21 protein-coding genes are annotated in these 23,269 nt (G+C 70.2%); 11 read left to right on the plus strand and 10 right to left on the minus strand.

Annotated features, from left to right (window positions below):
• The first annotated feature begins 24 nt into the window (after positions 1-24).
• Together AB0H21_RS11625 and AB0H21_RS11630 are read left to right on the plus strand one after the other, a co-directional pair.
• Positions 25-981: an ABC transporter ATP-binding protein gene (locus AB0H21_RS11625; protein WP_358514742.1), complete on the plus strand. Its 957-nt coding sequence runs from the start codon at positions 25-27 to the stop codon at positions 979-981.
• On the plus strand, positions 968-1,963 hold the full coding sequence (locus AB0H21_RS11630; RefSeq protein ID WP_358514744.1) for an ABC transporter permease: 996 nt from the start codon (positions 968-970) through the stop codon (positions 1,961-1,963). Before AB0H21_RS11625 ends, AB0H21_RS11630 begins: the two co-directional genes overlap by 14 nt.
• A gap of 139 nt (positions 1,964-2,102) precedes the next feature.
• Here the strand turns inward: AB0H21_RS11630 and AB0H21_RS11635 are convergent, their stop codons facing one another.
• Together AB0H21_RS11635 and AB0H21_RS11640 are read right to left on the minus strand one after the other, a co-directional pair.
• The gene (locus tag AB0H21_RS11635; protein WP_358514746.1) at positions 2,103-2,882 is read right to left on the minus strand and encodes a YcnI family protein; all 780 of its coding nucleotides are present in this window, start codon (positions 2,880-2,882) and stop codon (positions 2,103-2,105) included.
• 294 nt (positions 2,883-3,176) lie between these two features.
• Positions 3,177-3,749 (minus strand): MFS transporter, encoded by a 573-nt coding sequence (locus AB0H21_RS11640; protein ID WP_358514748.1) that lies wholly within the window; start codon positions 3,747-3,749, stop codon positions 3,177-3,179.
• Between the two features lie 190 nt (positions 3,750-3,939).
• Here AB0H21_RS11640 and AB0H21_RS11645 point away from each other — a divergent pair, with 190 nt between their 5' ends.
• Positions 3,940-4,440 (plus strand): hypothetical protein, encoded by a 501-nt coding sequence (locus tag AB0H21_RS11645; RefSeq protein ID WP_358514751.1) that lies wholly within the window; start codon positions 3,940-3,942, stop codon positions 4,438-4,440.
• Here the strand turns inward: AB0H21_RS11645 and AB0H21_RS11650 are convergent.
• Genes AB0H21_RS11650 through AB0H21_RS11660 form a run of 3 tightly spaced genes read right to left on the minus strand, consistent with a single transcriptional unit; the run spans position 4,434 to position 6,827 of the window.
• Positions 4,434-5,261, minus strand: coding sequence for an ATP-binding cassette domain-containing protein (locus tag AB0H21_RS11650; RefSeq protein WP_358514753.1), 828 nt, complete (start codon positions 5,259-5,261; stop codon positions 4,434-4,436). The two genes, AB0H21_RS11645 and AB0H21_RS11650, sit on opposite strands and share 7 nt — an antisense overlap.
• 5 nt (positions 5,262-5,266) lie before the next feature.
• On the minus strand, positions 5,267-6,073 hold the full coding sequence (locus tag AB0H21_RS11655) for an ABC-2 family transporter protein (RefSeq protein WP_358514755.1): 807 nt from the start codon (positions 6,071-6,073) through the stop codon (positions 5,267-5,269).
• Positions 6,066-6,827, minus strand: coding sequence for an ABC-2 family transporter protein (locus tag AB0H21_RS11660; protein ID WP_358514757.1), 762 nt, complete (start codon positions 6,825-6,827; stop codon positions 6,066-6,068). Before AB0H21_RS11660 ends, AB0H21_RS11655 begins: the two co-directional genes overlap by 8 nt.
• A 504-nt stretch (positions 6,828-7,331) precedes the next feature.
• Between AB0H21_RS11660 and AB0H21_RS11665 the strand changes: the two genes are divergently transcribed.
• From AB0H21_RS11665 to AB0H21_RS11675, 3 genes are all read left to right on the plus strand, one after another.
• Complete coding sequence (locus tag AB0H21_RS11665) at positions 7,332-8,381, plus strand: alpha/beta hydrolase (RefSeq protein WP_358514759.1); 1,050 nt, start codon at positions 7,332-7,334, stop codon at positions 8,379-8,381.
• Between the two features lie 329 nt (positions 8,382-8,710).
• Entirely contained in the window at positions 8,711-10,288 is a 1,578-nt protein-coding gene (locus tag AB0H21_RS11670; RefSeq protein ID WP_358514761.1) for a serine/threonine-protein kinase, read from the plus strand.
• Between the two features lie 112 nt (positions 10,289-10,400).
• Positions 10,401-11,246, plus strand: coding sequence for an ATP-binding cassette domain-containing protein (locus AB0H21_RS11675; RefSeq protein WP_358514764.1), 846 nt, complete (start codon positions 10,401-10,403; stop codon positions 11,244-11,246).
• Between the two features lie 230 nt (positions 11,247-11,476).
• On the opposite strand, the gene AB0H21_RS11680 is transcribed toward AB0H21_RS11675, so the two are convergent.
• The 3 genes from AB0H21_RS11680 to dnaE all read right to left on the minus strand — a co-directional run bounded on the left by AB0H21_RS11680 (position 11,477) and on the right by dnaE (position 16,830).
• Entirely contained in the window at positions 11,477-12,712 is a 1,236-nt protein-coding gene (locus AB0H21_RS11680) for a glutamate--cysteine ligase (protein WP_358514767.1), read from the minus strand.
• A gap of 171 nt (positions 12,713-12,883) precedes the next feature.
• A complete protein-coding gene (locus AB0H21_RS11685) occupies positions 12,884-13,246 on the minus strand; it encodes a DUF6300 family protein (RefSeq protein WP_358514770.1) in 363 nt (120 codons plus the stop codon).
• Positions 13,243-16,830 carry a DNA polymerase III subunit alpha gene (dnaE, locus tag AB0H21_RS11690; RefSeq protein ID WP_358514773.1) on the minus strand — a complete coding sequence of 1,196 codons (3,588 nt, stop codon included), beginning with the start codon at positions 16,828-16,830 and terminating at the stop codon, positions 13,243-13,245. The genes AB0H21_RS11685 and dnaE overlap by 4 nt, the downstream gene beginning before the upstream one ends.
• Positions 16,831-17,244: 414 nt before the next feature.
• On the opposite strand from dnaE, the gene AB0H21_RS11695 reads away from it, so the two are divergent.
• The 3 genes from AB0H21_RS11695 (at position 17,245) to AB0H21_RS11705 (ending at position 19,461) form a co-directional block, all read left to right on the plus strand.
• Positions 17,245-17,880: a TetR/AcrR family transcriptional regulator gene (locus AB0H21_RS11695; protein ID WP_358514775.1), complete on the plus strand. Its 636-nt coding sequence runs from the start codon at positions 17,245-17,247 to the stop codon at positions 17,878-17,880.
• Entirely contained in the window at positions 17,873-18,667 is a 795-nt protein-coding gene (locus AB0H21_RS11700; protein ID WP_358514778.1) for a maleylpyruvate isomerase family mycothiol-dependent enzyme, read from the plus strand. The genes AB0H21_RS11695 and AB0H21_RS11700 overlap by 8 nt, the downstream gene beginning before the upstream one ends.
• A gap of 107 nt (positions 18,668-18,774) precedes the next feature.
• On the plus strand, positions 18,775-19,461 hold the full coding sequence (locus AB0H21_RS11705) for a hemerythrin domain-containing protein (protein ID WP_358514781.1): 687 nt from the start codon (positions 18,775-18,777) through the stop codon (positions 19,459-19,461).
• Between the two features lie 76 nt (positions 19,462-19,537).
• Here AB0H21_RS11705 and AB0H21_RS11710 read toward each other — a convergent pair whose 3' ends face one another.
• Positions 19,538-19,975 (minus strand): ATP-binding protein, encoded by a 438-nt coding sequence (locus AB0H21_RS11710; RefSeq protein WP_358514784.1) that lies wholly within the window; start codon positions 19,973-19,975, stop codon positions 19,538-19,540.
• Between the two features lie 682 nt (positions 19,976-20,657).
• On the opposite strand from AB0H21_RS11710, the gene AB0H21_RS11715 reads away from it, so the two are divergent.
• Both AB0H21_RS11715 and AB0H21_RS11720 read left to right on the plus strand, forming a co-directional pair.
• A complete protein-coding gene (locus tag AB0H21_RS11715) occupies positions 20,658-21,509 on the plus strand; it encodes a helix-turn-helix transcriptional regulator (RefSeq protein ID WP_358514787.1) in 852 nt (283 codons plus the stop codon).
• 20 nt (positions 21,510-21,529) lie between these two features.
• Entirely contained in the window at positions 21,530-21,748 is a 219-nt protein-coding gene (locus AB0H21_RS11720; protein WP_358514790.1) for a DUF397 domain-containing protein, read from the plus strand.
• Between the two features lie 51 nt (positions 21,749-21,799).
• Here AB0H21_RS11720 and AB0H21_RS11725 read toward each other — a convergent pair whose 3' ends face one another.
• Positions 21,800-23,125: an alpha/beta hydrolase-fold protein gene (locus tag AB0H21_RS11725; RefSeq protein ID WP_358514793.1), complete on the minus strand. Its 1,326-nt coding sequence runs from the start codon at positions 23,123-23,125 to the stop codon at positions 21,800-21,802.
• Positions 23,126-23,269: the final 144 nt, after the last annotated feature.

Genomic DNA, 23,269 nt, shown 5'->3' on the forward strand with positions numbered 1-23,269 from the left:
GCGCACGAGGCGGCGCCCCCTCGGGTGACCTACACCGAAGCCTCTCCCGGCGACTGCTCGATCGTCGCGCGCGGGCTCACCAAGCGCTTCCGCGGCGGCCAGGTCGCCGTGGACGATCTGCATCTGTCCGTGCCGTGCGGCTCGGTGTTCGGGTTCCTCGGCCCCAACGGGTCGGGCAAGACCACGACCATCCGCATGCTGCTCGGCCTCATCAGCCCCACCAGCGGCGCCTGCGAGGTGCTCGGCCGGCCGATGCCCGCCGGGCTGGCCTCCGCCCTGCCCAAGGTCGGCGCCGTCGTCGAGGGGCCGGCCTTCTACCCCTACCTTTCGGGTGAGGCCAACCTCCTGCGGTACGACGCGGCCGACCCCAAGGCCGACCCGCGGACGGCCAGGCGGCGGGTGGGCGCCGCGCTGGACCGCGTCGGCCTCGGCGCGGCCGCAGGCAAGCGGTACCGCGCCTATTCGCTGGGCATGCGGCAGCGCCTGGCCATCGCCGGTGCGCTGCTCGGGCCGCGCGAGCTGCTGGTGCTGGACGAGCCGACCAACGGCCTCGACCCGCAGGGCACCCGCGAGGTCCGCTCGCTGATCAAAGAGATCGCCGCCGACGGCACCACCGTCTTCGTCTCCTCCCACCTGCTGGCCGAGGTCGAGCAGATGTGCACGGACATCGGCGTGATGCGGACCGGCCGCCTGGTGGCACAGGGGACGATCGCCGATCTGCGGGCCGGGCACGCGCCCCGCGTCCGCGTCGAGACCCCGCACCCGGCGCAGGCCGCGTCCGTGCTGCACCGGCTCGGGCTCGCGCGGGTGCACACCGGCGAGGACGCGGTCGAGGCAGAGCTCGGCGACCACGCGCCGGAGGTCGTGAACGCCGAGCTGGTCGGGGACGGCGTCGCCGTGCGCGGCTTCACGGTGGTCCGGCCCAGTCTTGAAGAGCTGTTCGTCGGCCTGACGGGAGAAGGTTTCGATGTCGACGGTTGAGACCGAGAACACCGCCTCCTCCACACCGGGGCCCGCGAACGCGGCCCCCGAGCGGGCAGGCGCGCCGGCGCCGGGCGCCGCATCCCCATCCCCGCCCGCTCCCGCACAGACCACCTCCTCCCCCGCCGGGGGAGGGAGCCGGGATCGGCTCGCCGCGTCACCAGGTGCGGTGCGGGCGGTGCTGCGGTTGATCAGGTCCGAGCTGGGGCTCACCTTCCGCCGGCCGCGCAACATCGCGATGTTGATCATGCTCGCCTGCGTGCCCGTGGTGATCGGCATCGCGCTGAAGGCGTTCGGCTCCGACGACGAGACGCCCGCGCTCGTCACGCAGGTCGCGGGCAACGGGCTGATGCTGACCTTCCTGGCGATGTCGCTGCTGGTCCAGCTTCTGCTGCCGCTGGCCGTCGGCGTGGTCGCGGGCGACTCGATCGCCGGTGAGGCGAATGCCGGCACTCTGCGCTACCTGCTCACCGCGCCCGCGGGGCGCACCCGCCTGCTGGCGGTGAAGGCCGTCAACATCGCGGTCTTCGGGCTGGCCGCCTGCGCGGTGGTCGCCGCCTCCGCCCTGATCGCCGGCCTGGTCATGTTCCCCGTGGGCCGGGTCACCCTGCTCTCGGGCACGACGGTGCCGATCATGGACGCGATGCTGCGCGTCCTGATCGTCACGGCGTACAGCGCCGTGGGCATGGCGGCGCTCGGCTTCGTGGGCCTGGCGGTGTCGACGCTCACCGAGGTGCCGATCGGCGCGGTCGCGGCGACGGTCGTCACCGTGGTGTTCTCGCAGGTCATCGGGGCGATCCCGCAGCTCGCGCCCGTGCGTCCCTATCTGCTGACCACCTGGTGGTCGTCCTTCGACGGGGCCCTGCGCGACCCGATCGCGACCGACGTGATGGGCCAGGGATTACTCGTCTTCGCCGCGTACGCGCTGGTCTTCGGCGCGATCGCCTGGGGCCGCTTCTCCGGCCGCGACATCACGAGCTGACCACCACACCCGGCACTCGGCCCCCAGCCGTCGGCGGAGAACTCGGCCCCGGCGGCGGGTGCCTGGTCCGGTGCGCCGTAACACGCCGGACCATGGCACCTCTCGCCTGCCTGCTCGGCTCTCCGGCGGCGGAGTGGGGTCAGCCTTGGGAGGTGGAGCGGCCGCGGCGGAATCCGGCGACGCCGATCGCCGCGCCGACCACGCCGACCACGATGCCGATGCCGGCCAGCAGGCGGGCGGTCCCGTCCGAGGCCGCGTCCTCGGTGCCGGAGGCCGCGTGGGCCTGCATGGTGCCGGCGGGGTCGGCCGAGGACGACGCGGAGGCCGCGGCGGAGGCGCCGGGCGCGGCCATGCCGCCGTGCTCGTCGGTGGCGCCGGGGGCCGGGTCGACCAGCTTCAGGGTGGGAACGGGGTGCTCGGCCTCGGAGCCGTCGGCCTTCGGCTCGTCCGCCCACTTCACGACCTCGCCGCTGGAGTACGTCTGGGCGGTCGGGAACAGAAGCTGGTCGGTGTCCGTGGGCAGGCCGCCCAGCGACACCTCGAACTCCTGGAACTGGCCCGGCTCGATCTTCCCACCCGTCCAGGTGATCTTGGTCACGGCTTCGGTGATGTCGCCGTACTTGGACGGGACCGGCTTGGGCAGCTTGCTCTGGGTGACGTCGGCCTTCCAGCCGGGAACCGGCCGCACCGAGACGAACGGCAGCGGGTGGTCGGTGGGGAACTCGATCTCCAGCTTGGTGGTCGAGGCGTCGTCCCGCTCGTTCGGCACGCGGAAGGCGACCTTGGAGAAGCTTCCCTTCTCGACGGATCCGGGCTGGATGGTGACGTGGGCCAGCGCGGGCAGGGCCAGGCCCAGGGTGAGGGCGAGCGCGCCGGCGGTGACGGCGACTGCGCGGCGTGCGACGGTGGTGAATGACATGGGGATCTCCACTTTGTTATGAGAAAAGCCGGGACGAGCGCGAGCGCCGCCGGACCGTCCGTCACCATGGCCGGGATCGGCCCGCGATCCCTCGAAGGGACGCGAGGACGGATCCCCTGCCGGATGTGCGTACCTCCGAGGCTGCGGGACGGGCCGTCCGCCATGGTCCGCGGCCATGCGCGGCCACGCCCTCTCGCACGCGTCCGTGGCGTGTGCGGCGGGGGAGGACGTGCGTGCGCGCCGGCGTGGGCGTGCGAGGACTGCCGCCGGTGGACGTGGGGGACGACGGACGGGTCAGGAGGCGGCGGGAAGTGGAGGGCCGCGCCTTCGGACACTGTGACGCAGCTCCCGCCGGACAGGGGCGGGCGTGAGGTGACAGGCGGCTCCGCGACGGGACCACCGGCGGACGGGCGTGGCCCGCAGTATGGTCAGCAGGCGGCGCGCCCGGCGCACGGCGAGCGTGCCGAGGCGGCGCAGCATCGACCAGAGCGCTGCCTCCCCCCGGGCCAGCCACCAGCCGGTGATCAGCGTGGCGGTCAGGTGGGCGATCACCATGCCGAGGTCGGCGCCGAGGCTCTGCCCGTGCCCGAGGTGGACCTGCAGCTCCGACCCGTCGCCGCTGGCGGCGCCGAACAGCAGGTGCAGGAACACCTGGGTGCCGACCAGGAAGCCGATGACCGTCTGCGGAGAGCGCTCGCGCCCGGCGATGATCGTCGCCAGGGCGGTCACGGCGGCCGCTCCACCCGCCACCGCCCACGACGCGGGACCCGACCCGCCGGCGGCACGGTGGCCGAGCACGGCGAGCGAGACGCAGACGACCGTGAAGGCGGCCGACCGCGCGAGGCGCAGGGGCAGGCGGGCACGCATGACGCCCACATCGTGCCATGGCCCGGGGCCGCCTGTCCCGTCGGACCTCGTCCTATATTCCAGGCGATGGCGGGATCTGGTCTGTCTTGTGGGGATGTTTTAGTGGACCTGAACCAACGCCTGCCGTTATAGGAGTTTTGTCGCTACTGTTGCCCGCGTTCGCAGATTGAGTGATTGCGAGGTGGAGACCATGCGGCACTTTCTCGGACTGTTGCTCGGTGTCGTCGTCACGGCGGTCATCCTCGCGGGCGCCGGGTGGGCCTCGCAGGACGCGGTCCGCGGCATGCTGAGCGTGACGGGTGGTGCCGTGGTCGACCCGGTGCGCGACACCAAGGCGCTCGTCGGCATCGGCGCCATGCTCGTGGTCGGTCTCCTGTTCGGCCTGGTCGTCGCGGGCCGGGTCTCGCCCCTGGCGACCTTCGTGCCGTCCATGGCGCTGCTGGCGTGGACCGTCATCTACGCGCTGGACGTGAACCGGGCGCTGGGCCTGGCCCCCACCGACCCCTCGCTGGACCCGATGATCGTCCAGGCGGGCAAGGGCATGCAGGACCTGCTGTCCCGGGGCGTCTTCGCGCTGCTCGGCATCGCGTTGTTCGTCCCGGTGCTCATGCCCACCCGGTGGACGGGCCGGCGCGACGACGCGGACGACGATTACGAGGAGGGCACCGAGACCTCCGAGGCGTACTACTGACCCCGGACCCCGTCGGCCTCGGTGAGGTCCGGGGGCGCCGTCAACGCCGTGCCCGCGGTGCGGGTGTAAAGCCGGGTGACCACGTCCTCGATCGACGTCTCCTCCGGGACGAGGGCCCGGAGGTCGTCCAGGGTGCCGTCGAAGGCGAGCCGACCGTGGTCGATCAGCATCACCCGGCGGCAGAGCCGTTCGATGTCGCCGAGGTCGTGGGTCGTGAGCAGGACGGTCGTGCCGCGCTCGGCGTTGAGCCCGCGCAGGAACTCGCGCACCGCCGCCTTGCTGACCACGTCGAGCCCGATGGTCGGTTCGTCCAGGATCAGCACCGGGGGATCGTGCAGCAGCGCCGCCGCGATGTCGCCGCGCATCCGCTGCCCCAGGCTGAGCTGCCGGACGGGTTTGTCCAGGAACGACCCCAGCTCCAGGACGTCGGCCAGCTCGGCGAGCCGTTCCCGGTGCTGTGCCTGATCTACTTTGTAAAGGTGCCGGATCAGGGTGAAGCTGTCCTTGAGCGGCAGATCCCACCACAGCGTCGTCCGCTGCCCGAACACCACCCCCACGCGCCGCGCCAGCGCCGTACGGCGCCGCGAGGGGTCCAGGCCCGCCACCCGGACGCGCCCCGCGCTCGGCGCGAGGATGCCCGTCAGCATCTTGATCGTCGTGGACTTGCCCGCGCCGTTCGGCCCGAGGTAGCCGACGAACTCCCCGGCGGCCACCTGGAAGGACAGGTCGCTGACGGCGTGCACGACCTGCCGTTCCCTGCGGAGCAGGCCCTTCCTGCGGGTCACCGTGAAGGTGCGGGCGGCCCCGTCTACTTCGATCATGTGGTTCAACTCCCCGTGGAGCGGTAGCGGCGCAGGCCGGCCCGCCATGCCCATGCCGCGGCGCACGCGAGCGTGAGCGCGGCGACCGGGCCGGCGAAGCGCAGCCAGTACGGCAGGCCGAGCGGGTCGGGCCGGTCCAGGACGTACAGGCCCGGCTGCCAGTTGACGAAGGCCAGCGGCACGATGAACGTCACGGCCCGCACCAGCTCGCCCCCGTACACGCTGAGCGGGTACTGCGTGAGCTGGCCGCCGCCGTACGTGAAGGCGTTGGCGATCTCGGGCGCCTCCGTGAGCAGGAACTGCAACGCGCCGCCGAACGTCCAGAGCGCCGTGAACAGGACGATGCCGCACAGCACCATGAGCGGGATCATCCACGCGCGCTGCCACGGCACGTGCAGCTGTGCCAGGGCGATGGCGAGGACGGTCGCCGCCTGGAGCACGCGCCCGACGCGCTGGAAGGCGAACCGGTCGACGGCCATCTGGACGAACGGGCTGACCGGCCGGATCAGCATCGTGTCGAAGGTGCCGGCCCTGACGTGCTGGCCCAGCTTGTCGACGTTGCCGAACAGCATGTCGGCGAGCGCGAACGAGACCCCGGCCGTCCCGTACAGGAACATCACCTCGGGCAGGGTGAACCCGCCGAGGGAGCCGGTGTGCACGAAGATCACCGCGATGGCGGCCAGGTCGAGCCCGGTGACCACGAACGAGCCGGCCGTTATCATGATCATCGATGCGGGGTACTGCGCGGCGGCGCGGATCCAGGTGGCGGCCAGCAGGACGTAACTCCTGGCCATGCCGAGCACCTCACCCACCCTGGATCACCACCTTGCGGCGCGCGGAGCGGGTGACCAGGGCTCCCGCGGCGAGCAGGACGGCGGCCCACGTCGCCTGGAACGCCAGGGCGCCGGCGACGTCCGTCTTGCCGAGGTAGACGTCCGCGGGCACCTGGACCATCGCGGACCAGGGGAGCGCCCGTGTGAACGTGCCGAACCAGCCGGGCATCAGGTTCAGCGGCAGCACCATGCCGCTGAAGAAGGTCGTCATGACCAGGGACAGTTGCAGCAGGCCCCGGTCGTCGACGATCCAGCACGTGGCCATGGCCAGCAGGTAGCGCAGGCCGAAGCTGACGACGACGCCGAGGATCATCGAGACGAGGAACCAGGCCCAGCCGGACGCGTGGGCGGGGAGCGTGACGCCGAACAGCGCCGCGCCGATCAGCACGGGCGGGACACTCCTGACGATGAACAGATAGGCGGCGCGGCCGAGGTCGTCGGCGAGGGTCCAGAGCTGGAGCGAGGCGGGGCGCAGCAGGTCGAGGGCGACGTCGCCGGTGCGCACCCGCCCGGCGAGGTCGAGGGCGCCGCCGAACACCTGCATGGGCCCGATGAACGCCTGGGTCAGGAAGCAGAAGGTGACCGCGTCGGCGACGTCGTACCCGGCGAGGCCGGGCCTGGCGTGCCACAGGGCGATCAGCACGTAGGCGCGCAGAACTCCGAAGATCGTGTTGGTCAACGCTCCGGCGAAGGCGGCGGCCCGGTAGACGGCGTGCCGGCGGAAGCCGAACATGAAGATCGTCGCGTAGAGGGGGAAGGTCGGGCACCTCCTGGTAGCGGGCCGGCAGCGGGTCGCAACGGATTCTAGAGGCGCCCCCACCGGGTCGGCCTTCCATTTGTGGCCAGGTGTTTCCTCCCGGCGTCCCGGTGCGTTCGGCCCAGGCCTCACCTTGGAGCGGACGGCTGGGACGGCGGCGGGCTCTCAGGGGGGCCGGTCTGGGCCAGGACGGGCTCGATGAGTTGTACGGCGGGACCGGCTGGGGGAACGGTGCGCGCAGGTCGAGGGCGATGTGGGTGACGCCGACGCCGATCAGTTCGAGCCGGTCCCAGAGCCGCGCGTGCTCGATCAGGGTTCGGGGGAGGTGGGTCGGTGGTCAAGGGCGAGTGTCGGGGTGGTGGTTTACGTAACGGCAGGTAGATCTCTTGGGAAACGCTCGACAAAGGATGTAACGCCCATGTAAACCGGGTTATATCGCCTGGTAGATAGGCTGCCGCGCGGATCGGGCAGGAGGTACACGTGCAGCAGGAGATCGACGTGGACGTCCACCCCGTGTACCCCCTCAGTTGGCGCGCCAGCGCGTTCAACGGCCTGCTACGCGGCACGACCAAGCCTATGTCGGCCATCCTGCTGCGGCACACCGTCGGCATGACCGTCCTCGCGCGTATCGCCGCGCTGGGGGAGCGGCTGCCGCGGCTCGCGCCGTCCGAGGTCGAGATCGTCAGGGACGGAGACGACGCCTGCGGCTCGGAGTGGATCCGAGCCGGGCAGGGGCTGGACGAGCGCAAGGTGCTGCTCTACTTCCACGGCGGCGCCTACTTCTTCTGCTCCCCGGCCACGCACCGGCCGATCACCTGGCGCCTGTCCACCGTGGCCCGGCGCCCGGTGTTCGCCTATGACTACCGTCAAGGCCCCGCGCACACGCTCCGGGAGTCGCTCTCCGACGCCCTCGGCGCGTACCAGGGCCTGCTCGACCAGGGGTACGACGCCCAGGACATCGTGATCGCGGGCGACTCGGCGGGCGGGCACCTGACCCTCGCCACCCTGCTGGCCCTTCGCGACCAGGGGACGCCGCTTCCCGCGGCCGCGATCTGCCTGTCGCCATGGGCCGATCTGTCGGAGTCGCGGCGCAACTCCAACCGCTGGGTGGACCCGATCGTGCCGGCCGGCCGCGTGGACTGGCTCGCCCGCCGGTGGACGGCCGGCCTCGACCGCCGCGACCCGCTGGTATCGCCGGTGTTCGGCGACTACACGGGGCTGCCGCCGCTCATGGTGGTCACCGGCTCCACCGAGGTCCTGCGGGACGAGGGCCGCCGCGTGGCCCTCCAGGCGCGCAGGGCCGGGGTGAAGGTGACCTACGAGGAGTGGCACCGGATGCCGCACGCGTTCCCGATCCTCGCCGACGTGGTCCCCGAGGCCCGGCTGGTCTTCCGCCACATCGAGCGCTTCCTCCACGCCGTGACCGGCACCTCCGGCGCGACCCACGCCGCACTGGATCCAGCCGCACTGGATCCAGCCGCACTGGATCCCGCCGCGCCGGATCCGTCCTCGGGCTCGGCCGCCGCGTGAGGCGTTCCCCGGCGGACTGAGCCGTTCCCCGGCGTACGCCTGCGAATGGTCAGGACCGCCGCCGGGGCGCGTACCGGGCACCTCAGCAGTCACACCGATCTCAGCGGGCACTGGAATTCCTTACCTTCAGGGATCATTCGCCTTACCTCCCATGCCGCTTCGAACTAGTTGACGCCGAACGCGCTTCGGGAGAGCCACAGTGGCCTGTGCCGTACTGCTCGACTGCTCGGAACGTTTCGTAGAGAGGTCTCCTGCGGATGGCACGTGGCGAAGCGGGGGTCCCGGGCGGGATGCCTCCAGGGGTTCGGCCGCTGACGGTGGGCGATCCGGTGATCATCGGACGCTACCTTCTGCTCGGCCGCCTCGGTGCGGGCGGTATGGGGGTGGTGTACCTCGCCGAGCGGCCGGAAGGCGGCCTGGTCGCGCTCAAGACCCCGCACGGCGTCCATCTCGGCGACCCGGTGCTGCGGGCCCGGTTCACCGAGGAGGTCGAGTTCTCGCGGCGCGTCGTGCCCTTCTGCACCGCCGCGGTGCTGGAGCACGGCGTCGACCGCGACCGCCCCTACCTCGTCACCGAGTACATCCCGGGGCCGTCCCTGTCGCAGGTCGTCGCGGCGCGCGGGCCGCTGACCCCCGACCTGGCCTACGGCGTGGCACTGGGCGCGGCGGCGGCGCTGGCGGCCATCCACGAGGCCGGTTTCGTCCACCGCGACCTGAAGCCGGGCAATGTCCTGCTCTCGCCCAAGGGCCCGCGCGTCATCGACTTCGGCATCGCCAGGGACGTGGACGCCGCGGTCGCGCACACGCAGGCGGGCCAGATCATGGGCAGCCCCGGCTGGGTGGCCCCCGAGCGGCTGACGGGCGGCCCCGCGATCCCCGCCTCCGACGTCTTCGCCTGGGGCTGCCTGGTGGCCTACGCCGCCACGGGTCACCACCCGTTCGGCACCGGAGAGGCGGACGTGCTGACGCGGCGCATCCTGGTGGAGCGGCCGCGGCTGGCCTCGGTGCCCAAGCTGCTGTGGGATCCGGTCTCGGCCGCGCTGGCCAAGGAGCCGGGGGCGCGTCCCGGCGCGGCGGCGCTGCTGGCGTGGCTGCTGGAGGCCGGGGGAGTGGACCGGTCGTGGGACCGCCGGGACGCGGTGGACGCGGTCATGGAGGAGATCTGGGCGCCCGTGGCCCATCCTCCGGCCCGCCCCGAGGGCCCGCCGGGCGAGCCGCGCGGTGACGCGGCGGCCACCACGGGCGCGCGGGCGGCACGCCGCGCGGCCGCGCGGCGCGGCCACGCCTCGCACGCGGGCTTCGCCGCCCTCGCCACCGTGTCGATCGCTGCGGTGACCGTCGTTGCGGCGGGGACGGGCGGCACGACGGTGGAGCGTCAGGCGGGCGATCCCGGCACCGTCCCGGTGGTCGTGCCGATCCAGGGCACCCGCGTGCCCGTGGAGGTGCTGGACACCTCCACCCCCGTGGCCGGCCGCGGGACGGCGCGGACGCAGGGCACGGAGGGCCCCGGGAGCCTGCCGCCGGGCGCCGGCGGCGTGCGGACCCCGGTCGTGACGGGGCCGGTCGGCCCCACCGGCGGCCCTGTGGGCGGCGACGAGTGGGAGACACCGGTGCGATCTCCCGTGCCCGAGCGCACCACGCCGCCCCCGCCTCCTCCTCCCCCGCAGAAGGACGGCGACCCGCCGTGCACGCGCGGTGGGGAACGGCCCTGCGAGCCCACGAAGGACCCCGACCCGACCAGGTCGCCGACGAGGCGGCCCACGCTCACCAATACACCCACCAAGACGCCCACGAAGCCACCCAGGCCGACGGGCGGCATCAGCCAGATCCCGGAGTGGGGCGACGGCGAGTCCGGGGAGCCGACCCCCCTCCCGAGCCCGACGGTCAGCGAGTCCTCCTCCGCCTGACTCCCAGACGAGCGAGCCTGCCCGACGGCCCGTGCCGTCCTGGCGCGTGGACCATGCGGCTCAGGCGGTCGCGCGGGCTCCCCTATTCTGCTTCGGAGGGAAAGGGGGGCCGATGGGTCCGGAGATCAGCCATGACCATGCCGCGCCGGCCGCGGTGGAGCTCGCGGGGGTGACCGTCAAGGTCGTGGGCCGTATGCTTCTCGCCGACGTCGACTGGCGGGTGGAGTTCGGCGAGCACTGGGTGATCCTCGGGCCGAACGGCGCGGGAAAGACCACGATGCTGTCGGTCGCGGCGGCCGTGCGGCACCCGAGCTCGGGCACGGCGTCCGTTCTCGGCCACCGGCTGGGGCGGGTGGACCTGCGCGAGCTGCGCCGGCACATCGGCCTGGTCGCGGCGAGTCAGCGCCTCGTGGACGAGGCGCTGATGGAGGAGGAAGGCCTCACCGCGCACACGGTCGTGCTCACCGGCTACACCGGCAGCAGCGCCCCGCTGTGGGACCGCTACGGGCCGGCGGAGCACGAGAAGGCGCACGCCCTGCTCGCCGATCTCGGCTGCAAGGACCTGGCCGACCGGCCGTTCGCGGTGTGTTCGCAGGGCGAGCGGGGGCGGGTGCGCGTCGCCCGCGCGCTCATGGCGGACCCGGCGGTCCTGATGCTGGACGAGCCGTTCGCCGGTCTGGACCTGCCCGCCCGCGAGGATCTGATCACGGCCATCGAGGATCTCGCCCACGGTCGCCCGGCCCTGACGACGGTCCTGGTCACCCATCACCTCGAGGAGGTGCCCGCGACCACGACGCACGCGCTGCTGGTGGGGGACGCCCGCGTCCTTGCGGCAGGGCCGGTGCACGACGTCCTGACGAGCGAGAACCTCTCGCGCTGCTTCGGCCGCCCGCTCAGCCTGGACCACGTGGACGGCCGCTGGTACGTCCGGGCGGCGCGCCGGGCCGCCGGCGTGTAGGACATCGGCCGCCCGTGTTCGCGCGGGCGGACCGGGCTTGCCCGGCGGGGGCCGGGTGCCGTACGCCTGGCCACCGTCGGGGGTGGCCGCCTTTCGCTGGGATGGCGCGGTGTTTCCGGACAAATTCTCCGCCGCGGCGTCGATCACATCGGCGCGGACGCGGGCGGGCCCCGGTAGAAGCGCCGGCGGAACAGGACGTGGAACGCGGCGCCCGAAGGACGCCCCTCGTGTCAGACGGCCCCCGACTCCAGGGCGAAGGCGTCGGCCAGCCGAGCCGCCCCCGCGGCGACGTCGCCGGTCCCGATCAGGGCCCGCTGGCGCTCGGCGCCGGTGCCCGTGCGGTCCAGGTCCGCGAGCAGCCGGTCCACCTCGGGCTCGTCGCCCAGTTCGCACAGGGCCGGGCGGACGCGGGCCAGCATCTCGTCCAGGATCGCGCGGGCGGGCACCTGCTCGCCCGTCCTCGGATGCACGCCGGGGCCGTTCAGGCCGTAGCGGGCGGCGGACCACAGGGCGGCCCTGAGGATCTGGTCCTCGTCCTCGGCGGGCGGCGCGTCGCCGCCCGCGGCGATCTCGGCGCAGGCGGTGCGGACCAGCGCGCGGCTCAGCGCCGCCTGCAGGACCGCCTCGTCCACGGTCGCCGCGACGTCCGCCGCGCGGACCTCGACGGTGGGGAAGCGGGCGGAGGGCCGGGCCAGCCAGTACGGATGCGCGGTGCCGACCAGCGCGCCGCTGCGGTGCAGCATGCCGGTGACCTGGTCGTAGTGCGCGGCGGAGGAGAAACGCGGGGGGATGTCGGTGGCGGGCCAGCGCGAGAGGGCGACGGTGCGCCAACTCGCGTACCCGGTGTCGGCGCCCTCGCAGAAGGGGGAGTTGGCCGACAGCGCCAGCAGCGTGGGCAGCCAGGGCCGCAGGCGGTTGACGACCTCCACGGCGACCTCGCGGTCGGCCACTCCGACGTGGACGTGACAGCCGCACGTCTCCTGCTGGGTGACCAGCAGGCCGTAGAGATCGCGCATCTCGCGGTAGCGCTTCTTGTCCGACACGTCGCGGGGCGCGCGCGGGCGGCCCACCGGCGTGCCCGTCGCGACCACCCGCACCCCGGCCCGCGCCGCCGCGTGCGCCAGCCGGGCCCTGGCCGACGTCAGCAGCGCGCGCAGCTCGGCGAGGGTGGTGCAGACGGGGGAGACGGACTCCATCATGGAGGCCAGCAGCTCGATCTTGAAATCGGCCCCGGGAGCCCGTAGGTCGTCCGGGCCGGCGAGGTTGCCCATCACCCGCGCGTTCGCGAGGACCGGGCAGCCGTCCCCCGGCTCGGCGAGCAGGAATTCCTCCTCGACGCCGAGCGTCCGCCCGTCGCGCCCGGCGGGCCGGGCGGATTCCCCGGGTTCCGCCCGGACAGGGGGAGCAGGGCCGGTCGAGGCGGCGGGAAAGCACTGGACTGGCGGGTCTTCCGACTCTTCATCCATCGAACGTCAGTCTAGACCGGCGCCGACCGGCCGCCGATGGCCATTCCAGGCCGCCGGCCGGGTTTCTCCCGAGCTTCCGGGGCCCGGACGTGCCGTGGGGGCTCGTCCGGGCACCCGGCATGCCACGCGGGCCCATGAGTGCCCGCTACGTCGATCAAGGACTGACAGACGTCAAAGGCCACCTTCTCGCCATGCTTTGAACTCGGCTTCGAGAGCGGCTTCGTTGAGGACAGGGACTCTGGCGGCCGACGCCCAGGCATGAATGAGTTCAGCGGCCTCCATCAGGTTCTCGTCGGTGATCTTCGCGTTCACGGTGAACCAAGTGATCGGGGCACCCGCTTCGGGTCGGCCGATATCGCAGCGCGGACAGAGGACTACGGTGGTGTCGCCCTTGACGGTTTCGTTGCGCGCATTGACGAGGTTGTGCGGGACGCGGGCGGACAGGATGGCTTCCCGGCCGCATCGTCCGCATTCGGGCGGGTCACTTGACTGGACCACCTCGACGGAGCGGAGGGGAATCGGATCTCCTGTCACGGTGCGACCAGCGCGTTCGCACCCAGCAGGACCTTGATGTCCCCGGCGAAGGCTCCATTGTTGATGTTCACCGTGTAGTCGGGTAGCGCGACGAGGCTGATCTTGCGGTTGAGGCGTTCCACACGGAGGCGGACCGGCGTGTCGCCGGGGTGTGACGTCAGGATTCGTTTGAGTTCGTTGACCAGGTCCAGGTTCACGCGTTCTTCGCGGAGCGAGATCACGATGGGTTCGGGCCCGTCATCCTGGACTCCGGAGATGTCAAGGAACGTGATGTCGGTGGCGTTGAACGAGATGGTGGCGTCTTCGCCGTCGCCGCGTGCGCGGATCCGGCCTGTGACGGAGACGACCAGGTCGGGTGCGAGGTTGCTCCCGTACAACTGGTAGGTCTGGGGGAAGCAGGGGACCTCGATGGACGCGTCGTGGTCCTCGATTTTGAGGATGGCCCACACGTCGCCTTTTTTGGTGACCTTCTTGTCGACACCGGAGATGATTCCGGCGATGGAAACGTTGCCGAACCCTGCCTGGCCATCGAGTACTTGGGCGATGGTCAGGTCGCGGTTGCGCTCCAGGATGCGTTCCGCACCGTTCAGCGGGTGGTCGGAGACGTAGAGCCCGAGCATCTCTCGCTCGAAGGACAGTTTAGTCTTCTTGTCCCACTCGCCCTCGGGAACCGCGACGTGAAAGACATTTCCCATTTCACTGTCATCATCGTCGTCGAACGCGCCGAACAGCGAGTCTTGGCCCAAGGCCTCTTTGCGCTTGACGTCGATGACCGCGTCGATGGCCTGCTCGTGGATATGGACCAGGGCCCGGCGGGGGTGGCCGAGCCCGTCGAACGCGCCGGCTTTGATGAGCGATTCGATGGTGCGCTTGTTGCAGACGACCTGTGGCACCTTCGTGAGGAAATCATTGAAGTCGGTGTAGGCGCTCTTTGATCTGCGGGTGGTGATGACGCCGTTGATGGCGTTCTCCCCGACGTTCTGAATCGCGCCGAGGCCGAACCTGACGTCATCGCCGACGGCGCTGAAACGCAGCCCGGACTCGTTGACGTCGGGCGGCAGGACCTTCACCTTCATGCGGCGGCATTCAGCGAGGTAGAGCGCCATCCGGTCCTTGTTGGTGCCGACCGAGGTGAGCAGCGCCGCCATGTACTCGGCCGGGTAGTTGGCCTTGAGGTAGGCGGTCCAGTAGGAGACGAGCCCGTAACCGGCGGTGTGGGACTTGTTGAACCCGTAGGAGCTGAACGGCTCCAGGACGTCCCATACCGCCTTGGCGGCTTCCTCGGTGTAGCCCTTGGCGGTCATCCCGGAGGAGAAGGTGGCCCATTGCTTGTCCATCTCCTCCTTCTTCTTCTTGCCCATGGCGCGGCGCAGGATGTCGGCGCCGCCGAGGGTGTATCCGGCCAGTTGCTGGGCGATGGCCATGACCTGCTCCTGGTAGACGACCAGGTGGTAGGTGGTGCCCAGGATCGGCTCAAGGGCTTCCTTGAGCGAGGGATGGATCGGTGTGATCTCCTGCTGGCCGGCCTTGCGCAGCGCGTAATTGGTGTGGGCGTTGGCGCCCATCGGACCGGGACGGCCCAGTGCCAGGACCGACGAGATGTCTTCGAATCGGGCCGGGGCGATGAGTTTGGTGAGGTCGCGCATCATCGAACTGTCGAGCTGGAACACCCCCAGGGTGTCACCGCGCGCGAGCAGCTCGTATGTCTTTTTGTCGTCCAGCGACAGGGAGAGCATGTCCAGGTCGATGCCGCGGTTGTCCTTGACGTTCTGGACGGCGTCACCGATGACGGTCAGGTTGCGCAGGCCGAGGAAGTCCATCTTCAGCGCGCCCATGTTCTCGCTGCTGGGCCCGTCGAAGCCGGTGATGCGGGCGCCGTCGTCGGGCCGCATGAAGATCGGCATCACATCGATCAGGGGCTGGGAGGACAAGATGACGCCGGCGGCGTGCACGCCGGTGCCTCGGGTCAGTCCTTCCAGGCCGAGCGCGGTATCGATGACCCGCTTGACGTCCTGGTCTTCCTCGTACAGCTTGCGAAGCTCGGTCGCCTCGGGGTATCGGGGATGCTTTTCGTCGAAGATTCCAGTGAGCGGGATCTCCTTGCCCATGACCGCGGGCGGGAACGCCTTGGTGATCTTCTCGCCGACCATGAAGGGGTACCCGAGGACGCGAGCCGCGTCCTTGACCGCCGCCTTCGATTTGATCGTCATGTAGGTGATGATCAGCGAGACGTTGTCCTCACCGTATTTCTCGGTGACGTAGCGGATCATGTCACCGCGCCTACGCTCGTCGAAGTCCAGGTCGACGTCGGGCATGGAGATACGTTCGGGGTTCAGGAACCGCTCGAACAGCAAGGAATGCTCGATGGGGTCGAGCTCGGTGATACCCGTGACGTAGGCCACCATGGACCCGGTGGCGGATCCTCGGCCTGGGCCGATCCAGATACCGTTGTCGCGCGCGTACTGACAGATGTCGGCGACGACGAGGAAGTAGCCGGGGAACCCCATCCCCTCGATGACGCCGAGTTCGTAGTCGATCCGTTCCATGACATCAGCGGGTACGGGGTCGCCATACCGGCGTACCGCGCCACGGTAGGCCTCCTTGCGGAGCCAGCTCATCTCGGTCTCACCCTCGGGAACCGGGAACTTGGCGGCAAGGTCGCGGTGGGCGAACACCTCGTCATAGGGTTCGACACGCTCGGCGATCAGCAGCGTGTTCTTGCAGCCCTGAGCCCATAGCTCCGAGCTGTCGAGCGCCCACATCTCCTCGGCGGAGCGCACGTAGTAGCCGTTTCCGGAGAAGCGGAAGCGGCTCGGGTCGCTGATCTGGGAGTTGGTGCCGACGCAGAGCAATGCGTCGTGCGCGGTGGACTGGTCTTCGGTGACGTAGTGGGAGTCGTTGGTGACAAGCGGCGGGATTCCGAGGGCCTCGCCGATCCGCAGCAGATCCTTGCGGACCCCCGTCTCGATCGGAATCCCGCCATGATCCATGATCTCCAGGAAGTAGTTGTCCCGTCCGAAGATTTCCTGGTACTTGGCGGCGTGTTCCAGCGCCTTGTCGTACTGGCCGAGCCGGAGCCGGGTCTGTACCGCGCCGGACGGGCAGCCTGTGGTGGCGACGATCCCTTCGTGGTACTCCGCGAACAGCTCATCGTCCATGCGCGGGTACTTCTTCATGTGGCCATGAAGGGAGGCCAGCGAAGAGATCCGGAACAGGTTGCGCAGGCCTTGGGCGTTGACCGCCCACATCGTCTTGTGAAGATAGGTGCCGCTGGCGGACACGTCGCCGCCCAGCCCGGTCCGCTCGTCGGACTTGCGTTGGTGGGGCTCACCCCAGAACACCGGCTGCTTGAAGAAGCGCGACTCGGGACTGACATAGCCCTCGATCCCGATGATCGGCTTCACACCGGCGGCCTTCATCTTCGCCTGGAACTCGTAGGCACCGAACATGTTGCCGTGATCACTCATCGCGATCGCGGGCATCCCCAGCTCAGCCGCTCTCGACGCCAATTTGCCGATCTTCGCCGCCCCGTCCAGCATCGAGTATTCCGTGTGAACATGCAGGTGAACGAACGAATCAGCCACGGGAGATTTGACCTTTCCGAGTGGGACCGATGGGGCGCCTGAGGCAAGGTAACTCTATCGACCGCACCGCCTGCGACCGGCCGCACTCGCGCGGAAAGGAAGGTCGATGCCCCAGCCGAACCCGGCGGAGGACGGCCCGGGACGCGGGTGTCGGTCAGGTGGCGGAGCGCGCCAGGGTCACAGTGGGTGGTGGCACGCAGGGCGAAGTCGTCCTGCGTTCCCCCGCATGGCCGGCCGCTGCCGGACACCCGCCTGCCCGTCAACGTCCTCTCAATCTCTGGGAGGAGTCACCGACGATCCGACGGCCGTGGACGGTCGCCGGGTCGTCGGCCAAGAGGTGTTCCCCTGGCCGGGGGGACATACGCGGCCTAATCGCCGTTGCATTGCCTAATGGGATTAGGTTAACTTAATGGCGTGAGGGAAGATCGGAGGCTCCGGCGGCGCAGCGAGACCGTTCAGGAGATCCTCGACACCGCGATCGAGGTCATGGCGGAGGAGGGCGCGGCGGCGCTCAGCCTCGCGGAGGTCGCGCGGCGGGTCGGCATGCGCCCGCCCTCGCTGTATCAGTACTTCCCGTCGAAGATGGCCATCTACGACGCGCTGTTCGAGCGCGGGATGCGCCAAGCGGTCGAAGTCCTGGACCCGCATGTGACGAGGCTCGCCGAGGATCCGTGGGGCGCCATCGTCGCAGGTCAGGAGGCCACCCTCGCCTGGATGACGGACAACCCGGTGCTCGCCCAGCTCCTCTACTGGCGGCCGGTGCCCGGTTTCGAGCCGTCCCCGCAGGCGTTCGAGCCCGCAGTGCGGCAGTTGGAGATCCTGCGCCGCGCACTACAGGCGGCCGTGGACGCCGGACAGCTGGCACCCGCCGCCGCGAGCGAGGACGGCCTCGCCCTCTACACGGTGCTGGTCTCCGGCGTGATCAGCCAGCAGCTCTCCAACGAACCGTCCGCGCCGGTCGGAAAGGGACGCTTCACCCGGCTCGCGCGGACGGCGCTGGACATGTTCTTCCGCTATTACGCTCCCGAGAAGGGCGAGAGAGATGGTTGATTCCTTCGTACCCGCCGCACGCCTGCCGCACAATGATCGCGGCCAGGTGGCGGCGATCGCCGAAGCCGAGGGGCACGCGGCCATCGCCCTGCTCGGGGAGCTTCACGACGATGACTGGCAGCGCCCCACCGACTGCGTCGAATGGGACGTTCGCACCCTGGTCTCCCACCTGGTCGCCCAGTGCGAGGACAACATCCACCTCCGCACGATGCTGCGGCGGCAGTTCCTGGGACGGCGACGCCACCCGGGCAAGATCGCCCTTGACGGCCACATGGCGGTGCAGGTCGAGGACCACGCCGGGGAGACCGGACCGGCGCTGGTCGACAGCTTCGCGCTGCTGTGGCCCCGCGCCGTACGCGCCCGCCTGCGGACACCGAACCCGATGCGCCGCTTCACGATCGACACCGGAATGCCCGGCGCGCCACGGCTGCTCATCGGCCACCTGCTCGACGTGATCTACACCCGTGACCTGTGGATGCATCGCGTCGACCTGGCCCGGGCGATGGGGCGGCCGATCACCATCGGGGACCACGATCGGCGGATCGTCGAACAGGTCATCCGCGACATGGCCCTGGCCTGGACGGCCGCTCCCATCGCGCTGGAGCTCACCGGCCCGGCGGGAGGCTCGTGGGTGATCGGCTCCGGCGCCCCGACGGCGGTGATCCGCACGGACGCCGTCGCGTACATGCGCGCCTTGGCGGGCCGGGACGACGACGTGACGCTGGAACTCGTATCCGGCCCGGAGGTCGCCCTGACATTCGCCCGCCAGGCCAGAGTCATCTTCTAGCGACCGAGGTCCTGCGCCGCCGCCTGGTGGTCCGCACAGGGAGCAGCCCGGTGTGACGTCATGGGCGGCATCTACCCGCGATGACCCTCAGGAAAAGGTGTACAACGATGAAGCGTCAGACGGTGGCGCCCGCCGACACGCGCATGATGGGAATCATCCACGACGCGCTGCGCCGGGACCTGGAACGCACGCGCCGCGCGCTGACCGAGCGGCCGTGTCCGGAGGACGGCCGGCGGGTGGCGATCGCCGGCCACGTCCGGTGGATGATGCGTTTCCTGCACGACCACCACAGCGGCGAAGACCAAGGCCTGTGGCCCATGCTGCGACGGAAGGCACCGGACGCCGCACCACTCCTCGACAGCATGGAGGAAGACCACGCGGGAATCGCCGGCGCCATGGCCGTCGTCGAGGCGGCGGCCCAGCGGTACGCCGGCAGCGGGTCCGACGAGGTGAGGATCGATCTCCTTGAGGCGCTGACCACCCTCGACGACGTATTGCTCCCGCATCTGCGACGGGAGGAGCAGGAGGCGATGCCGGTCGCCGCGGCCGCCCTGACCACCGCCGAGTGGCGCAGGTGGGAGCAGGAGTACAACGTCAAGCGGAAGTCGTTCACCGAGCTGGGCGACGTGGGCCACTGGCTGCTCGACGGGCTCGACGACACTCGCTACCAGATCGTCGTCCAGCAGGTGCCGACGATCCCGCGGTTCATCCTGGTTCATGGCTTCGCCAGGCGTTACCGGCGCCGGTCCGCGCGGCGCTGGAGCCCGCCGGCCCCGCGGGCGGTTCAGGGCTGATCGGCCCCGCCGCTCGGACAGGCGCAACTCCCAGCCGGGGGCATGAGCGCGAGATCGGCCTGGCAGAACCGAGAACCTACGGCCGCTGGTCGGGGGAGGGCTGGGCGAGTTCGAACCAGACCAGGGTGCCGGAGGGGCGCCGTTCGAAGCCCCACCGTGACGAGAGGTCGTCGACGATCGCGAGGCCCCGGCCGTCGGTCTCGTCGTCAGAGGGCCTGCGCATGTGGGGGATCTTGGACGAGCCACCGTCCTCGACCGCGACCATCACGCCGGTGTCCGGGAAGGCCACCGACACCAGGAAGTCACGCTGGGCGGCGTGCCGCACCACGTTGGCCGCGAGTTCGCTGGTCAGGAGCATTGCGTCGTCCCGGCAGGGGTGCTCGTCCCCGAGCAGGCCGGCGACGAAGGCGCGGGCGGGCCTGACCTGCGACGCGGACGGAGTGAACCGGTGGGAGATCACCGGGAGGCTCGTGAACGCGTCAGGACCGGTGGGGCGCGGCCGGGCACTTGTCACGGCCGAGTCCTTCGATTCCGGGGCCGGGCGGAAGAACGCGGTGATGCCGCCCAAGGCCGAAGCCAGAGCGCGAGGACGCATCGCGATCATCGGGATACTTCCCTTCCTGTGCTGAGAACGTTCCAGAACGGTGCGAGGTGATCAGTGCTGTGAGCCCTGCTCATCGGAGCGGTCCACAGGGAGTAGGGGGTTCAGGCCGCTGGGGCGGGTCGGAGGGCGGATCGCACGTGGCGTAGGGGTAGGACTGCTCGATCCGGTTCATCCGCAGGACGAGTTCCTCCGGCGACCCCGCCTCCACCAAACCCACCAGGCCATGGCCCCACCGCGGCGCAAGCGCCCACCACCGCCCAGTCGCGCTGCCGTGCCAGACGCTCCACCCGGTGAACCGGCGGTTGAGAACACGAACGGTCCCGGCCAAGCCGTCCACCGCGGTCCATCCAGCAGATCCGTTCTTTGCCGCTACTCGGCGGACGTCCGTGGCACTCACCTCCAACGACAGGGGCTCACTGCTGGCACTTGTCCAGACAGGCATCACGCCCGGCAACTCTGTGTGTACGATCCATCACTGAACGATGGCATGTCTCAGACGGTCTTGCAGGGCCAACTGCAGAGAAAGACAAATTTGTATGGGCCAGAAGCGGCCTCTCGGACATCAAAACGGGACAAGAGGTGACTGAAAACTATGAATGCCAAGCGGGCAATGACTTTGCGGGCCCAGTGGCTCGGACGAGAACTGCGCGAGTTGCGCGAAATGAGTGGGCTCACGCTCAAGGAGGCCGGCGGCTTCGTTCAGCGTGATGGCGGCACCGTGAGCCGTATCGAGGCCGGAATCTATCCCGCCAGGACTCCGGACGTGCTCGCGATGCTGGACCTGTACGGCGTTACCGACTCCCGCCGTCGCGAAGGACTTCTCAAGCTGGCGGGAGAGGTATGGCAGAGTGGATGGTGGGACAGCTACTCCGAAGACCTGTCAAAGGTCATGGTCGACTACGCCTGGGTCGAATCCCGCGCTCGCCGCATCTGCTCCTTCGACGCCCTGGTGATCCCGGGGTTGCTCCAGACCCGCCCTTACATGGAGGCGGTGCAGGCGGCCGTCGTCGACTCTTCCCCGATCCAGATAACATCTGGGATCCGCTTCCGCCTCACGCGTCAACAGATCCTCACGGAACGTGAACCGCCGTGCGTCGAAGCGATCTTGGACGAGAGTGTCCTGCATCGCCGTCATGGAGGGCCGGGGGTTCTGAAAGAGCAGCTTGAGCATCTCCTCACGCTCGCTGAGCGCCCCAACATCGAGATCCGAGTCCTGGCCTTCCTGTCCGGCGCGCACGCTAGTCCAGAAGGTGCATTCATGATCTTCGAGATGCCCGAGCCGTACCCGGAGGTGGCCTATATGGACACCCCGGGAGGAGGGATTTATGTAGAGGCAAGCGAGGTGCAGCGCTTTAGACTGAAGTTAAACCACATGCGGCGGGATTCGCTGGATTCGCCGGAATCGATCAAACTGATCCGGGAGACCGCCAACCGACTGGGCTAGTGAAGACAGGAAGCAGGATCATGTCGACATCGGAACAGCCTCTTGCTGAGTGGCACATCAGCAGTTTCAGTCCCAACGGAGGACCGAACTGCGTGGAGGCCGGTCCGTTGCTTGATGGGAGTGGGCGGATTGCCGTGCGGCATAGTCGTCAGCCCGACGGTCCGACGATCATCTACACCAGGGCTGAGTGGGATGCCTTTCTGGCCGGTGTCCGCGCGAACGAGTTCGACTTCCAGTAGGGTCGCGCGGGTGCCGTGAGACTCTGGTGCTGCCGGGACGAGGACGGCCCGTCAGGCTCCTTCCTGGTCCTTGCCCAGCAGGTGCAGCATTCCCCGCGCGAACGTACGCCGCCAGCCCGCCTGGTCATGGGCACCGGCGAACTCGTCGTAGCGGACGTCGTAGCCCTTGGCCACGAGGACGTCGCGCAGATGCCGGTTGGCGGTCAGCAGCGTGGTGCCGCCGGGCAGGGGCTGGGTCTCGAGAGTGCCCGCGGCGATCCAGAATCGGGTCGGCCGGACCGGCGTGGCGGCCAACTGCCGGGTGAGCCACTCCGGCTCTCCGTCCCGTCCCATGGCGTAGGGGCCGTCCGCGCCGCCGAACTGCTCCGTCAGACCCCACCAGTGGGAACCCGACAGGGAAAGCACGCCGCCGAAGAGGTCCGGCCGCTGGTGCGCCAGCCAGACGGATCCAAGACCGCCGTAACTGGCCCCGCAGACCACGGTGGTGGCGGGGTCCTCGCCCGCCGCGTACTCCGCGCGCAGCCAGGGCAGCAGCTCGTCCCCGTACTGCCGGGCCAGGTCGGGGTTGCAGGACATCTCCACCATCCGGGACATCGAATCCTTGTTGTGGACGTACGCCACCACAGTCGGGGGGATGGCCCCGGCCTCGATGAGGTTGTCCATGATCACCGGATAGTGGTCGATGTGGTACTGGCCGTCCAGCAGGAGCAGCAGCGGATGCCCGCTTCCCTTCTGGAGCCCGGCGGGGAGCTGCACACTCACCTCGCGCTCGTCGCCGAAGACAGCGGAGCGCACCCGGTGACGCACGATCGTGCCGCGCGCCCGGCCGGGGGTGAGCCATGGCGCGGATTCCGCGCCGGGCAGGGTCAGCACGGTGTCGTGGGTGCGGTCCGCGTCCGGGAACATCGAGGAGTACACGGAGACGATCCGCTCCGGATTGAAGGGGTCGGGTCGGGTCGAGCGGGCGTGCGAGTCCGCGACGGTCTGGAAGGCGCCCGCCTGCATCAGCTCCATCAGCTCGCTCAGCGACTTCTCCGCGTAGGGGTCGTCCACGGTGTAGCCGTAGACCACCGAGAGCCGGTCGTCGGCGACGGGGACGGACAGATGCCACACGTCCGTGCCGGGGAGCCGCTCCATGGCGGTGGCCCGGCCCTCGGCGTCCATGGTGAGCTGGGAGCCCACCTCGATGTGCGTGGCGGGGCCGATGTGGACGAAGGTGACCAGGTGCCCGCCGCTCTCCAGGGGTTCGAGCAGGGGCCCGCCCGCGTCGCGCAGGGCGGCGGAGAGACGGTCGAGGGCTCCGGGTTCGCCCCGGGTGACTGCGTCGAGCAGGCGGGCCGCGGTGGTCGTGCCGGAGGCCGGGGTGTCCATGGTCATTGGAGCTCCTTGGGTTGGCTGAGGTGTGAGATCGGCCGATGCGTGGACGGGTCGTCACCGGGGCCGGGGGCAGCACCCACGGGGCGCCGATCCCCCGGGTCCTGGACGCCGGGCCGGGCGCCGGCCGTCCGCTGCCGCCGGGAG

Source organism: Sphaerisporangium sp. NPDC051011 (assembly GCF_040653595.1).
Taxonomy (GTDB): Bacteria; Actinomycetota; Actinomycetes; order Streptosporangiales; family Streptosporangiaceae; genus Sphaerisporangium.

Coding starts and splice junctions, on each gene's coding strand:
- AB0H21_RS11630 (WP_358514744.1), top strand. CDS start 968: ATGTCGACGGTTGAGACCGAGAACACCGCCTCCTCCACACCGGGGCCC.
- AB0H21_RS11635 (WP_358514746.1), bottom strand. CDS start 2,882: ATGTCATTCACCACCGTCGCACGCCGCGCAGTCGCCGTCACCGCCGGC.
- AB0H21_RS11640 (WP_358514748.1), bottom strand. CDS start 3,749: ATGCGTGCCCGCCTGCCCCTGCGCCTCGCGCGGTCGGCCGCCTTCACG.
- AB0H21_RS11645 (WP_358514751.1), top strand. CDS start 3,940: ATGCGGCACTTTCTCGGACTGTTGCTCGGTGTCGTCGTCACGGCGGTC.
- AB0H21_RS11650 (WP_358514753.1), bottom strand. CDS start 5,261: ATGATCGAAGTAGACGGGGCCGCCCGCACCTTCACGGTGACCCGCAGG.
- AB0H21_RS11660 (WP_358514757.1), bottom strand. CDS start 6,827: ATGTTCGGCTTCCGCCGGCACGCCGTCTACCGGGCCGCCGCCTTCGCC.
- AB0H21_RS11675 (WP_358514764.1), top strand. CDS start 10,401: ATGGGTCCGGAGATCAGCCATGACCATGCCGCGCCGGCCGCGGTGGAG.
- AB0H21_RS11680 (WP_358514767.1), bottom strand. CDS start 12,712: ATGGATGAAGAGTCGGAAGACCCGCCAGTCCAGTGCTTTCCCGCCGCC.
- AB0H21_RS11700 (WP_358514778.1), top strand. CDS start 17,873: ATGGTTGATTCCTTCGTACCCGCCGCACGCCTGCCGCACAATGATCGC.
- AB0H21_RS11705 (WP_358514781.1), top strand. CDS start 18,775: ATGAAGCGTCAGACGGTGGCGCCCGCCGACACGCGCATGATGGGAATC.
- AB0H21_RS11715 (WP_358514787.1), top strand. CDS start 20,658: ATGAATGCCAAGCGGGCAATGACTTTGCGGGCCCAGTGGCTCGGACGA.
- AB0H21_RS11720 (WP_358514790.1), top strand. CDS start 21,530: ATGTCGACATCGGAACAGCCTCTTGCTGAGTGGCACATCAGCAGTTTC.
- AB0H21_RS11725 (WP_358514793.1), bottom strand. CDS start 23,125: ATGACCATGGACACCCCGGCCTCCGGCACGACCACCGCGGCCCGCCTG.